Source organism: Dickeya sp. CFBP 2040 (assembly GCF_012273755.1).
GTDB lineage: Bacteria > Pseudomonadota > Gammaproteobacteria > Enterobacterales > Enterobacteriaceae > Dickeya > Dickeya poaceiphila.
Window position 1 is genome coordinate 23,726 of the sequence record NZ_JAAVXH010000098.1, and the last position, 12,569, is coordinate 36,294.

Consider the following 12,569-nt stretch of genomic DNA (forward strand, 5'->3'; position numbering starts at 1 on the left):
CACCAATTGGTGCGCCTCCGCTGCGTTATATGCCGCAATAAACCATGCAGAAACACACAACACAGCGGAAACCAGTCAACAGACCGGCCAACGATCAGATATTAACGTCTTAATCAGACATAACGCCTTGATCAGACATTAAAGCTTTCACCGCAACCGCACTCGCTGGAAACGTTAGGGTTATTGAATTTAAAGCCTTCGTTCAGCCCTTCCTTGACGAAATCCAACTCGGTGCCATCAAGGTAAACCAGGCTTTTGCCATCAATAATGACCTTCACGCCCTTGTCTTCAAACACCACATCATCGGTGTTCAATTCATCAACAAACTCCAGCACATACGCCATACCGGAACAACCGGATGTTCTTACACCCAAACGCAAACCGATACCTTTGCCGCGATTGGCCATAAAAGTATTTACACGTTGCGCAGCACTGTCGCTCAGGGAAATCGACATAGCAAACCTCTACTTCATCTGCCTGTTATTTGTCGCCACGTTTACTCTTGTAGTCGGCGATGGCGGCCTTGATAGCGTCTTCTGCCAGAATGGAGCAGTGAATTTTCACTGGCGGCAATTCCAACTCTTCGGCGATCTGAGTGTTTTTAATGGATTCAGCCTCGTTCAGACTTTTGCCTTTCACCCACTCGGTCACCAGCGAACTGGAGGCGATGGCGGAACCGCAACCATAGGTTTTAAAACGGGCATCTTCGATGATTCCCTGGTCATTAACCTTGATTTGCAGTTTCATCACGTCGCCGCAGGCTGGCGCACCCACCATACCGCTGCCGATGCTCGGATCCGACGAATCAAACGAGCCGACATTACGCGGGTTTTCATAGTGATCAATTACTTTTTCGCTGTAAGCCATAATATACGTCCCGATTCCTGCAAATTAATGATGCGCCCATTCGATGCTGCTGATATCCACGCCCTGTTTGAACATTTCCCACAGCGGGGACAAGTCGCGCAGACGGCCAATGGATTTACGAACCAGATCGATGGTGTAGTCAATTTCTTCTTCAGTGGTAAAGCGGCCCAGTGAGAAACGAATGGAACTGTGCGCCAGTTCATCGTTCATTCCCAACGCACGCAGCACATAGGAAGGCTCCAGACTGGCGGAGGTACAGGCCGAACCAGAGGAAACCGCCAGATCTTTCAACGCCATGATCAGCGATTCACCTTCCACATAGTTGAAGCTAACGTTCAGGATATTCGGTGCGCCCTGGTCCAAATCACCGTTCAGGTAAACTTCTTCGATATCGTTAATACCGTTCCACAGGCGATCACGCAGGGTACGCAGACGTACGGCTTCTTCAGCCATCTCTTCTTTGGCGATGCGGTAGGCTTCACCCATCCCTACAATCTGATGCACCGGCAGGGTGCCGGAACGCATACCACGTTCGTGGCCGCCGCCGTGCATCTGCGCTTCGATACGTACGCGCGGTTTACGACGCACATACAGCGCGCCAATCCCTTTCGGGCCATAAATCTTGTGACCAGAGAAAGACATCAGATCGACTTTAAACTGGCTAAGATCAATCGGCAATTTACCCACGCTCTGGGTGGCATCGACATGGAAAATAATGCCGCGGCTACGGCACATTTCGCCAATGGTGGCGATATCCTGCACCACGCCGATTTCGTTATTCACATGCATAATCGACACCACAATGGTGTCATCGCGCATAGCCGCTTCTAATTCTTTCAGATCAATGATGCCGTTACGCTGCGGCGCCAGATAAGTGACTTCAAACCCTTCGCGCTCCAGTTGGCGACAGGTATCCAGCACGGCTTTGTGTTCCGTCTTGCTGGTGATGATGTGCTTGCCTTTCTTCTGGTAGAAATTCGCCGCACCCTTGATAGCCAGATTGTTCGATTCGGTGGCACCGGAAGTAAACACGATCTCTCGCGGATCTGCGCCAACCAATTCAGCTATCTGATTACGGGCGATATCCACCGCCTCCTCCGCCTGCCAGCCAAAACGGTGAGAGCGCGAGGCCGGGTTGCCGAACGTGCCGTCCAGGGTCAGAAACTGCATCATTTTTTCAGCCACACGCGGATCGACCGGCGTCGTAGCGGAATAATCCAGATAAATGGGTAACTTCATTGCTCTTAAACTCCGTACATCACTTCAAAACGTTCAAGGCGTTTCGTTCTTTTTTCTTTCAGGCACGCAAGTTGACGTTAATAGTTTCTTGTATGCGTCCGTTGGTAGTACGACGCACGTCAGCATCCTGACGATCTGCGACGTCCAGAACTTCTTTATTGCTAACCAGTTCATCCAGGGTGATGTTATTGAGAAACTCGCTGATGCGATCACTCAAATCACGCCACAGCGTATGAGTCAGGCAACGATCACCGCCCTGACACCCTTCTTTCCCCTGACAACGGGTGGCATCCACAGACTCATCCACAGCAGAGATGACTGAGCCGACGGCAATTTCGCTAGAGTCTTTCCCCAACAGATAACCGCCGCCTGGGCCACGCACACTGGCAACCAGCCCATGTTTGCGCAGGCGAGAAAATAGCTGTTCCAGATAAGAAAGCGAAATACCCTGACGTTCAGAGATGTCCGCCAATGGAACCGGGCCTTCTTTTGAATGCAACGCCACATCAAGCATGGCGGTAACGGCGTAGCGGCCTTTAGATGTCAGTCTCATGTTAGTGGTATCCGTAAGATAAACATGTATTATTAAGACAAGTATTATGAATCAAGTATACATAGCACAGTCATGAGTCTGACATTCCTGAGTGTTTTAGTCAACTATTTAACCGAGTAAATAACTCAACTATTACCCTGTGGTTTGTTATCCTGTGATTTTTCTGATGAGGCTGTTTTCGTGATAGCGCTCAACATGCCACGCAAGATATTGAGTTCCTGACTTTCCGGACGGGCGCGGGTAAACAGCCGCCGCAGCTTATTCATCACCTGCCCCTGATGAGCCTGACGAATGAAACCGGTATACAGCAACGTCTCTTCCAGATGTTGATAAAAACGCTCCAGATCATCCACCAGCGGATAAGGGCTTTCCTTATGCGCGGATTCACCCTGCTGCTGGCTGTCCAGCCAGGCGACACGGAGCTCATAAGACAGGATCTGCACCGCCATCGCCAGATTCAGTGAGCTGTACTCCGGATTAGCGGGAATCGCCACATGATAATGGCATTTTTGCAGTTCCTCATTCGTTAACCCCACTCGTTCGCGGCCAAACACAATTGCCACCGGCGCGTGTTGCGCTTCCTGAATACTGCGTACGCCGCATTCACGCGGCTCCAGCATCGGCCAGGGTAGCGTTCGGGAACGGGCGCTGGTGCCTACGACCAGGCCACAGCCTTCCAGCGCCTGATCGAGCGTATCAACAATGGTGGCGTCGCCAATCACATCACTGGCGCCAGCAGACAACGAAATGGCTTGTGAATCAGGCTTAACCAGTGGATTGACCAGCCATAGATTAGTCAGGCCCATGGTTTTCATTGCTCTGGCCGTTGACCCCATATTGCCGGTATGTGAAGTCTCCACCAGCACAATGCGTATATTCTGTAACATGCGGACTCTGTCATACAAAACGGGAAACCGACGTATGTTAACACAAACTTCTCTGTTTTCCCTTTCTCCTGCTATCTGCTATACTTCGCGCCGTTTTCTGTTCTTTAACATTCTTGTGGACGATACCATGCATCCGATGCTTAACATCGCCGTGCGCGCAGCGCGCAAAGGCGGCAACCTGATAGCTAAAAACTATGAAACGCCTGACGCCGTTGAGGCCAGCCAAAAAGGCAGTAACGATTTTGTCACGAACGTTGACCGCGATGCAGAACGCCTGATTATTGAGGTAATCCGCAAAGCCTACCCGCAGCACACCGTCATTGGTGAAGAATGTGGCGAGCTGGTTGGCGAGGATCAGGACGTACAATGGGTTATCGATCCCCTGGATGGCACCACCAATTTCCTCAAACGTCTCCCTCATTTTGCTGTATCCATCGCGGTTCGCGTCAAAGGCCGCACCGAAGTCGCCGTTGTCTACGACCCCATGCGTAACGAACTGTTTACTGCCACTCGTGGTCAGGGTGCTCAGTTGAATGGTTACCGTCTGCGCGGCAGTAATGCCCGCGATCTGGACGGCACAATTCTTGCGACTGGCTTTCCGTTCAAACACAAACAGCACAGCGCCAGCTACCTGCGTGTACTGGAAGCCTTGTTCAGTCAGTGTGCCGACTTCCGCCGCACCGGTTCCGCCGCACTTGATCTGGCCTATGTGGCAGCAGGCCGCGTAGATGGTTTTTTTGAAATCGGCCTGAAACCATGGGACTTCGCCGGTGGCGAACTGCTGGTACGTGAAGCCGGCGGCATCGTTACCGACTTCGTCGGCGGTCATAACTACCTCGCTTCCGGCAACATTGTCGCGGGTAACCCACGCGTAGTGAAATCCCTTCTCTCCACCATCCGCGATCAACTGAGCGACGCACTCAAGCGCTAAGCCAGTCTATGGGCATGTCAATCAGACATGCCCTTATTGTTATTTTTCTTTACAACTCAGCCCTGTTGAGCGAAATCTCAATCTTATATGATAATAATTATTAGACTCATTCGTTCATTTTGGGGTTATCCCCGACACGCAGCGGTTAATGACAGGAAGCATTATGTTAAATAAATCATGGCGTCATATTTTGCTGGCTACCACACTGACGACCTCCTTCACCAGTTTCGCCACCCAATACCCCCTCAATATTACTGATATCGCCGGACAAAGCGTCACCATCACGCAGGAACCTCAACGCATTGTGTTGCAGGATGGCCGCGATATCATGGCCATGGCGCTGCTGGATCGTGATAATCCGTTCCACCGTCTGGTTGCCTGGAACAATCTGCCTAAAAAACAGGACACCGCCACCTGGGACTTGCTGAAAAGCAAATGGCCACAATCTGAAAGCATTCTGGACATGGGCTTTAGCGACAAAGGCGACGTGGAGCTGGAAAGTATTCTGGCTAAAAAACCGGATCTGATGATCGCTCAACTGCGCGCCAAACCCTCCCTGATGGAAAACGGTGTGATCAGCAAACTGAATGCGCTGCACATTCCGTTGGTATTTGTAGATTATGAAATCAACCCGGCGCAAAACACCGCCCCCAGTGTTGATTTGCTTGGTAAAGTATTAAACCGCGAAGAAAACGCCAAAGCCTATACCGACTTTTACCGTCAACACGTTGGCGACATCCAAAAAGCAACAGCAGGTATCACGACCAAACCCACCGTGTTCATTGAGCCTATCGCCGGCAACTCCGACGCCTGCTGCTTTACCCATGCTCACAACGGCTGGGGTGGTCTGCTGGAAGCCATCGGTGTGAAAAACATCGGTTCTGATCTGCTGCCGGGCGCATCCGGTTTTGTTGCACTGGAAAAAGTGATCAGCGAAAAACCCGATACCTATATCATGACCGGCTCCAAACGCGGCAACGGCACCAGCAAGATTTTGCCGTTCGGTTATGGTGCCAGCAGCAGCGATATTCAGGAAAAAGCCAACGCGCTGTTAAGCCGTACCGGCATCGATCAGGTCCCCGCCATCAAAGCCGGTCAGGTCTATGGGGTTTACCATCATTTCTATAATCATCCGTATAACATCGTCGGCATGGAGTATCTGGCCAAAGCGGTGTATCCAAAACAGTTCAGCAATCTGAACCCGGACGATACCTACCACTATATTGTTCGCCACTTTACTACCTTGCCTGACAACAACTTTGTGTTTGCTAGTAAACTGGCCAGGTAACCTATGAGTGTAACCACCGAATCCCCTATCAGCCGTGTCAGCACAGCTGAAAACAGCGCGATAATCGATTATCGACACGTCATCCGCCATCGGCTGGTAATAATGGCGGTGTTGCTCGTGGCGATTGTCGCCTCTCTGCTGTTGGACTTTGTGCTCGGCCCTTCCGGCCTGCCGTTGAATGTACTGTGGCAGACGCTGACCGACCCCGCTAACGCGGATGCCGGCAGTCGCGTCATCGTCTGGGACATCCGTCTGCCGTATGCACTGATGGCAGTGGTGGTCGGTCTGGCGCTGGGGTTGGCAGGCGCAGAGATGCAAACCATCCTGAATAACCCGCTGGCAAGCCCATTTACGTTAGGCGTCTCCTCCGCCGCGGCATTTGGTGCGGCGCTGGCAATTGTCTTGGGGATCGGTATTCCTGGCGTTCCGGCGCAATGGTTCATTTCGGCCAACGCCTTCCTGTTCGCGCTGCTGGCAGCACTGCTGCTGGACGGCATCACTCGCTGGACCAAGGTGGCAACCTCCGGCGTGGTATTGTTCGGGATTGCACTGGTGTTTACCTTTAACGCGCTGGTGTCGATGCTGCAGTTCGTCGCCAACGAAGATACACTGCAAGGGCTGGTATTTTGGACCATGGGCAGCCTGGCGCGCTCATCCTGGCAAAAGCTCGGCATTTTGCTGGCAGTACTGGCTGTGGTGATGCCGTTGTCCATGATGAGTTCATGGAAACTCACTGCGCTACGTTTAGGTGAAGATCGCGCCATCAGCTTTGGTATCAACGTACGTCGTCTGCGTCTGGCAACGTTGCTGCGCATCAGTTTCCTGTCGGCTCTATCGGTCGCGTTCGTCGGGCCGATTGGTTTTATCGGTCTGGTCGCCCCGCATATCGCCCGTATAATTTTCGGCGAAGACCACCGTTTTTATCTACCTGCCAGCGCGCTGACAGGCGCACTGGTGCTGTCGCTGGCATCTGTTGCCTCTAAAAATCTGCTGCCTGGGGTCATCATTCCGGTAGGGATTGTGACCTCGCTGGTAGGGGTTCCTTTCTTCCTCAGTATCATTCTGCGTAACCGGGGGAACGTATGAGTCACAACGGACTGGCGATTTCCCATTTTTCTGCGGGCTACCCCAGACGAACCATCATTAACGACCTGTCGGTACCGCTGCTGCCGCGCGGTAAGATCACCGTACTGCTTGGACCTAACGGCAGCGGTAAATCAACGCTACTGCGCGCCCTGGCCGGCCTGGGGCAAGCGCAAGGCGAACTGCTGTTGGATGACGTCAACCTGATGCAGCTGCCGTTTGCCAAACGAGCGGAAAAAGTGGTGTATCTTCCGCAATCGTTGCCTGCCGGGGTGCATCTTCACGTGCTGGAATCGATTATCGTCGCCCAACGAGCATCCGGCGGTTTGCACCACATCTACAGTGAAGACGACGTACTGACGCTGCTCAGACAGCTGGGCATTTCGCATCTGGCGATGAGTTATCTGGACCAGCTCTCCGGTGGTCAGAAGCAGTTGGTCGGATTGGCACAATCGCTGATCCGTCAACCCTCACTGTTATTGCTGGACGAACCGCTCAGCGCACTCGACCTCAATTACCAGTTCCATGTCATGGATCTGGTCCGTCAGGAAACCCGCAAGCGCAATATCGTGACGGTAGTGGTCGTGCATGACATCAATATCGCGCTGCGTCATGGCGACCATGTACTGATGCTTAAAGATGGCAAACTGATTGCCGATGGCGCGCCTGCCGAGGTAATCAACGAAGGCAATCTGGCACAGGTGTACGGTGTGCGTGGCCGCATCGAACGCTGTTCACGCGGTATTCCACAGGTAATGATTGACGGATTGGTGACGGAACCAAGACTGTAAAACTCTCTGTCGGTAACAACCTAAAAACGCCCCCGGCATGTATAGGCCGGGGCGTTTTTTTATTAACCAGACATTTTTTATTAACCAGACAATTGTCTTTACCCCATCAATGGTCGGATTCCGCCCATAACATCGGGTTGCGTGGTGAGATAAAGCACAATGCCGGCGAAGGCCAGTGTCATACCGCCCGCCAGCGACAAGGCCGACCAGAGCAGCGGTTGCCAACGGGAAGCGGTACTGGTACGGCTTAACCGCTCCAGTTGACGACGACAAAACAGCACCGCTACCCCCAACAGCGAAACGGTAAACGCCGTCCCCAACGCCATGGTCAGAGCGGAGATCACCCCCCAGACAAACACATCCAGCACTTTAGCGAACAACAACACCAATATCGCACCGGAACAGGGGCGCAGCCCCATCGCCAGCACGATCATCAGGCGGGTGCGCCAGCCATCACTGTGGTTAAGCGTATCCGCTGAGGGTACATGCTGATGACCACAACCGCACTGTTCTTCATGGTGATGGCGCATAGCTGTCGACATCAACGGGATGCCGGACACTGGCGCATCAAGCGGCGTTAACGAATGGATACGTGGCCTGGCACGAGGGAAGAGTGACGCCAGCAAGCGCCGACATGCGCGCAGACACAACCAGCCTCCTAGCACTGTCACCAGCACAAAGCTACTTTTCTCCATCCAGAAACTACCGATGTGCAAAGCCCGGCTGGAAAGCTGCAATACCGCCAGCACCACGGTCACCAGCACCACCGCCATTCCCCCCTGCAACAGCGCAGAGGCAAACGTCAGTTGCAGGCTGCTTTTCAGCCGGGACGGGTGGGTCGCCAGATAGGTGGCGATCACCACCTTACCGTGACCGGGACCAATTGCATGTAATACACCGTACACCAAACTGAACATCACCAGCGTCCAGCCTGCCTGATGGGGCCTGGCTCGCACCTGCTCCATCAAATCCGACATCTGCTGATGCAGCATTCTCTGCCATTCAATACTTTGCAGCAGAATCGACGGCCACCAGACCAGCGCCTGCCATGCGGCCATGCCGAGCAGCACTAAAAACAGTACCAGCGGCCACCAGCACAAGTAATGTCGGGAGACAAGCGAACGGTTTACTGACATTGCAGCGTAACCTGTTGAGCGAACTGTTTTCCTAGCTCCATGTCCTGAGAGGGTTTAGCATTTTTATCCAACGACAGCGCATAAGACTGAAGCGACGCATCAGGTTTTGGCGTCTTCAGCGTAGTTTTACAGCGCGAGGCCAGCGCAGCGCTGATCTGAATCGCGTTGTCATCGTTATAGGACATATCGACGAAATAGGTGGGATCATAAGTGGAAATCAGTAACGGCGCGCCCACCAGCGGCTGCGGGTGAGCCAACGGCAGCACAAATTCCAGCACCGCTTTGTTACCGGCACGAGAAAGGTGATACTCCGTTGGTAGCGACTGATATTTCACCGGCTTTCCATCCCGGTAGATATCAGTAAAGTAATGTTGCCCCAGCACATTCGCCATGACGTCAGCAGCCAGTTTCTTCCACACTTCGGAATCTTTGGCGGCATTGCCTGCGTCGTACAGCAAATCGGCAGAGGTGATAGGGTCCATAGTCCAGTTCATACGTAATCCGGTTATCTGGTCGTCTTTCCCTTCCACGGTGGTTTTCATATCGATAAAACTGTGCGGATGCGCCGACGCCGGGCCGGATACCGCTACCATGGTCAATAGCAGGCAGCTTACCCAACGCCATGAAAAGCTTGAATTGTTATAATGTAACATTTTCTATCCTGACCGTTTTCGCCTGCTACTAACGCGCCGATTGACTCATGACGCGTGGCTACTCTCCTGCGGACGCAGCATAAACGCCGGCAACACCAGCAATGCCATCATCCAGAAGGTTCCCCCCTGAAGGTACTCAAACAGAAAACCGGACACCACCGTCATCACGGCAATAGCACCACCGGTGCTCAGCGCCGAATACGCCGCCTGCAAACGCAGTACGTCGGCATCGTGGCGTGAGGAGATAAACCGCATAGCGGCCAGATGACAGACCGTAAAAGTGCCGCAATGCAAAATCTGCATCACAATCAGCCACGGCAACGACACCGTTGCTCCCATCAGACTCCAGCGCACCACACTGCACAACGTGGATAACATCAACAAACTGGACGCACGCCAATGGCCGAACAGGCGCTTGCTCAGGGCAAAAATGACGATTTCCGCTACCACCCCCAGCGACCAAAGATAACCGATAACGGCGGCGGAATACCCCGACTGTTGCCAGTAAATCACACTGAAACCGTAATAAGCGGCATGAGCGCCCTGTAGCAAAGACACGCACAGTAAAAAACGCCAGACTGCTGGCTCACGCAGCAAGACCAGCCACGGCGTAGCGGTTGTTTGCGTAGGGTGACGTGTGGCTGACGCAGGCATCACATGCGGTTTCAACGCCATACTCAGCAACATCGATAACAGCGCCGCCGCCAATGTTGCTGAAATCGCCTGATGTCCCCAGAACGTGGCCAGTTGCCCGGTAAGGGCGGAGCCTATCACGAACGCGATAGAACCCCAGAGTCTCACCCGACCATAATCAAGGGGGAACTGTTTTTGCCAGGTCGCGGCCAGCGCATCGGTAAGCGGAATCAATGGCGCGAAGAACAGGTTGAAACCAACCATCACCAGCATTAGCCATAACCAGGCACTGCCCAGCCAGAAACCAGCGAATGTCAACACCGACAGCAATGCCAATCCTCTCAGTACGGTAATCAGTCGGGCGGGATCGTTCACCAACGGTGTAATGAACAGGTTGCCAACGAATCTCGACACCAGCCCGGTGCCAAGCAGAATGCCGATTGCCTCGGCAGATAACCCTTCTCCCTTGAGCCAGCCGCCCCAAAAGGGCAAAAAAACGCCATAACTGAAAAAATAGGTGAAATAGCCGAGCGCCAGCCAGTATGTGGATTGAAGAACCATGTTGTTTCCCCTCTGCGGTCGATTACTCTGGCAGAGAGCAGGAACAGACGCAACGGGAAGAGAAAAAACAAACGCCAGCCCGAAGGCTGGCGTTGGCAACACGTCCGAACCCGTCGGACGCATCCGGCTGATTATCAGGCGTAAACCGGGAAACGGACGCAGACATCCAGAACTTTCTGTTTTACGCGCTCAATAACGGCGTCGTCATTGATGTTGTCCAGCACATCACAAATCCAACCAGCCAGCTCACGCACTTCTGCTTCTTTGAAGCCGCGCCGGGTAGCAGCCGGCGTACCAATACGAATACCGGAGGTCACAAACGGACTCTTCGGATCGTTCGGCACGCTGTTTTTATTTACAGTGATGTTGGCACGACCCAACGCGGCATCCGCCTCTTTACCGGTCAGATTTTTGCTGACCAGATCCAGCAGGAACAGGTGATTATCGGTACCGCCAGATACCACGTTGAACCCGCGAGACAGGAACACTTCCACCATCGCTTTGGCGTTTTTGGCTACCTGCTGCTGATACGTTTTGAACTCCGGCTCCATCGCCTCTTTCAGCGCCACGGCTTTACCGGCAATGACATGCATCAACGGGCCGCCCTGTCCGCCAGGGAACACGGCAGAATTCAGTTTTTTGTACAGATCCTCGTCGCCGCCTTTGGCCAGAATCAGGCCGCCACGCGGACCTGCCAGCGTTTTATGGGTGGTGGTGGTCACGATATGTGCGTGCGGAACCGGGTTCGGGTAAACACCAGCAGCAACCAGACCAGCCACATGCGCCATGTCGACGAACAGATAAGCGCCGATGCTGTCGGCGATTTCACGCATCTTCGCCCAGTCAACGATGCCGGAATAGGCGGAGAAACCGCCCACGATCATTTTCGGCTTGTGAGTGCGAGCCAGTTCGGCCATTTCGTCGTAGTTGATTTTGCCGCTATCATCAATGCCGTAAGGCACGACGTTATACAATTTACCAGACAAGTTGACCGGAGAGCCGTGAGTCAGGTGGCCGCCGTGCGCCAGATTCATCCCCAGAATGGTGTCGCCCGGCTGCAACAGCGCAGTATAGACAGCAAAGTTAGCCTGAGAACCAGAGTGCGGTTGCACGTTGGCATAATCGGCGCCAAACAGTTCCTTAGCGCGGTCAATCGCCAGTTGCTCAACCACATCAACGTATTCGCAACCGCCGTAGTAACGTTTGCCCGGATACCCTTCGGCGTATTTATTAGTCAGTTGAGACCCCTGGGCCTGCATGACGCGTGGACTGGTATAGTTTTCTGACGCAATCAGTTCAATGTGCTCTTCCTGACGCACCACTTCTTGCTGCATTGCTTGCCATAGTTCGGCATCGTAATCGGCAATGTTCATTTCACGCTTTAACATCCGCATCTCCTGACTCAGCTAACTTGCTTCTTTATTAAAAATCACCCAGAGGGGCGTGGGCACATAGTGTAAACCGTTTTTGACTGGCGATGATAGAGCTTGACAGAGGTTTTTACGCAAACGATTAGCTTCAGGCCACACAAGGCTTTTCATCTTGCCGGGATTTACCGTCCTGGCTGACTTTTTCTCATCTGCCACCTGCATTTTTTTCATGCACGGCATTCTGTCTCACTACACCGCTTTCCATAACATCACAGCGCAAAATATTTACGGGCAACACCCATTCAATAATAGCCGTTTTAAATGCCACCTTAACGACACCAACAATACTGACGTTCACACTGGATAGCAGAGGCAAAACTACGGCTAACTGGCAAAAGTATTTACCCAGCGGAAAAACGACATTACAAGATAATATAATCAACAATGTTATTTAATTTATGTTATGGATATATTACCGAGCTGTTTTATTTCCCAACGATAAATACCGGGGGGAATAAAATCCAGGGGGGACTACAGTTTGATCTCGCTGTTTATTCCCGAACTCAACAATGATCAG

13 protein-coding genes are annotated in these 12,569 nt (G+C 52.8%); 4 read left to right on the forward strand and 9 right to left on the reverse strand.

All coding sequences use genetic code 11. From position 1 onward, the window contains the following. Positions 1–131 precede the first annotated feature (131 nt). The 5 genes from iscA to trmJ form a co-directional block, all read right to left on the reverse strand. Positions 132–455 carry an iron-sulfur cluster assembly protein IscA gene (gene iscA / locus Dpoa2040_RS15850; protein ID WP_042872106.1) on the reverse strand — a complete coding sequence of 108 codons (324 nt, stop codon included), beginning with the start codon at positions 453–455 and terminating at the stop codon, positions 132–134. Between the two features lie 25 nt (positions 456–480). Beyond that, a complete protein-coding gene (gene iscU, locus Dpoa2040_RS15855; RefSeq protein WP_042872108.1) occupies positions 481–867 on the reverse strand; it encodes a Fe-S cluster assembly scaffold IscU in 387 nt (128 codons plus the stop codon). Between the two features lie 24 nt (positions 868–891). Then, positions 892–2,106: a cysteine desulfurase gene (iscS, locus tag Dpoa2040_RS15860; protein WP_042872110.1), complete on the reverse strand. Its 1,215-nt coding sequence runs from the start codon at positions 2,104–2,106 to the stop codon at positions 892–894. A 58-nt stretch (positions 2,107–2,164) separates the two neighbouring features. Next, positions 2,165–2,659 (reverse strand): Fe-S cluster assembly transcriptional regulator IscR, encoded by a 495-nt coding sequence (iscR, locus tag Dpoa2040_RS15865; protein WP_042872112.1) that lies wholly within the window; start codon positions 2,657–2,659, stop codon positions 2,165–2,167. Positions 2,660–2,784: 125 nt separating this feature from the next. Beyond that, the gene (gene trmJ / locus Dpoa2040_RS15870; RefSeq protein ID WP_168641877.1) at positions 2,785–3,546 is read right to left on the reverse strand and encodes a tRNA (cytosine(32)/uridine(32)-2'-O)-methyltransferase TrmJ; all 762 of its coding nucleotides are present in this window, start codon (positions 3,544–3,546) and stop codon (positions 2,785–2,787) included. A gap of 127 nt (positions 3,547–3,673) precedes the next feature. Between trmJ and suhB the strand changes: the two genes are divergently transcribed. The 4 genes from suhB (at position 3,674) to Dpoa2040_RS15890 (ending at position 7,639) form a co-directional block, all read left to right on the forward strand. Next, on the forward strand, positions 3,674–4,477 hold the full coding sequence (gene suhB / locus Dpoa2040_RS15875) for an inositol-1-monophosphatase (RefSeq protein WP_168641896.1): 804 nt from the start codon (positions 3,674–3,676) through the stop codon (positions 4,475–4,477). 163 nt (positions 4,478–4,640) lie between these two features. Further along, entirely contained in the window at positions 4,641–5,765 is a 1,125-nt protein-coding gene (locus tag Dpoa2040_RS15880; RefSeq protein ID WP_168641878.1) for an ABC transporter substrate-binding protein, read from the forward strand. A gap of 3 nt (positions 5,766–5,768) precedes the next feature. Next, positions 5,769–6,851 carry an iron ABC transporter permease gene (locus Dpoa2040_RS15885; RefSeq protein ID WP_168641879.1) on the forward strand — a complete coding sequence of 361 codons (1,083 nt, stop codon included), beginning with the start codon at positions 5,769–5,771 and terminating at the stop codon, positions 6,849–6,851. Then, positions 6,848–7,639, forward strand: coding sequence for an ABC transporter ATP-binding protein (locus tag Dpoa2040_RS15890; RefSeq protein ID WP_146411099.1), 792 nt, complete (start codon positions 6,848–6,850; stop codon positions 7,637–7,639). Before Dpoa2040_RS15885 ends, Dpoa2040_RS15890 begins: the two co-directional genes overlap by 4 nt. Before the next feature lie 98 nt (positions 7,640–7,737). On the opposite strand, the gene Dpoa2040_RS15895 is transcribed toward Dpoa2040_RS15890, so the two are convergent. The 4 genes from Dpoa2040_RS15895 to glyA all read right to left on the reverse strand — a co-directional run bounded on the left by Dpoa2040_RS15895 (position 7,738) and on the right by glyA (position 12,010). Then, a complete protein-coding gene (locus tag Dpoa2040_RS15895; RefSeq protein WP_168641880.1) occupies positions 7,738–8,775 on the reverse strand; it encodes a nickel/cobalt transporter in 1,038 nt (345 codons plus the stop codon). Further along, entirely contained in the window at positions 8,766–9,428 is a 663-nt protein-coding gene (locus Dpoa2040_RS15900; RefSeq protein ID WP_168641881.1) for a DUF1007 family protein, read from the reverse strand. The genes Dpoa2040_RS15895 and Dpoa2040_RS15900 overlap by 10 nt, the downstream gene beginning before the upstream one ends. 45 nt (positions 9,429–9,473) lie before the next feature. Beyond that, a complete protein-coding gene (locus tag Dpoa2040_RS15905) occupies positions 9,474–10,622 on the reverse strand; it encodes a 3-phenylpropionate MFS transporter (protein WP_168641882.1) in 1,149 nt (382 codons plus the stop codon). Positions 10,623–10,756: 134 nt separating this feature from the next. Beyond that, positions 10,757–12,010, reverse strand: coding sequence for a serine hydroxymethyltransferase (gene glyA / locus Dpoa2040_RS15910; RefSeq protein WP_168641883.1), 1,254 nt, complete (start codon positions 12,008–12,010; stop codon positions 10,757–10,759). Positions 12,011–12,569: the final 559 nt, after the last annotated feature.

Excerpts from the sequence above, each read along its gene's own strand:
- trmJ (WP_168641877.1), bottom strand. The coding sequence starts at position 3,546 with ATGTTACAGAATATACGCATTGTGCTGGTGGAGACTTCACATACCGGC.
- Dpoa2040_RS15890 (WP_146411099.1), top strand. The coding sequence starts at position 6,848 with ATGAGTCACAACGGACTGGCGATTTCCCATTTTTCTGCGGGCTACCCC.
- iscA (WP_042872106.1), bottom strand. The coding sequence starts at position 455 with ATGTCGATTTCCCTGAGCGACAGTGCTGCGCAACGTGTAAATACTTTT.
- suhB (WP_168641896.1), top strand. The coding sequence starts at position 3,674 with ATGCATCCGATGCTTAACATCGCCGTGCGCGCAGCGCGCAAAGGCGGC.
- Dpoa2040_RS15885 (WP_168641879.1), top strand. The coding sequence starts at position 5,769 with ATGAGTGTAACCACCGAATCCCCTATCAGCCGTGTCAGCACAGCTGAA.
- glyA (WP_168641883.1), bottom strand. The coding sequence starts at position 12,010 with ATGTTAAAGCGTGAAATGAACATTGCCGATTACGATGCCGAACTATGG.
- iscU (WP_042872108.1), bottom strand. The coding sequence starts at position 867 with ATGGCTTACAGCGAAAAAGTAATTGATCACTATGAAAACCCGCGTAAT.
- iscS (WP_042872110.1), bottom strand. The coding sequence starts at position 2,106 with ATGAAGTTACCCATTTATCTGGATTATTCCGCTACGACGCCGGTCGAT.
- Dpoa2040_RS15880 (WP_168641878.1), top strand. The coding sequence starts at position 4,641 with ATGTTAAATAAATCATGGCGTCATATTTTGCTGGCTACCACACTGACG.
- Dpoa2040_RS15900 (WP_168641881.1), bottom strand. The coding sequence starts at position 9,428 with ATGTTACATTATAACAATTCAAGCTTTTCATGGCGTTGGGTAAGCTGC.
- Dpoa2040_RS15905 (WP_168641882.1), bottom strand. The coding sequence starts at position 10,622 with ATGGTTCTTCAATCCACATACTGGCTGGCGCTCGGCTATTTCACCTAT.
- Dpoa2040_RS15895 (WP_168641880.1), bottom strand. The coding sequence starts at position 8,775 with ATGTCAGTAAACCGTTCGCTTGTCTCCCGACATTACTTGTGCTGGTGG.
- iscR (WP_042872112.1), bottom strand. The coding sequence starts at position 2,659 with ATGAGACTGACATCTAAAGGCCGCTACGCCGTTACCGCCATGCTTGAT.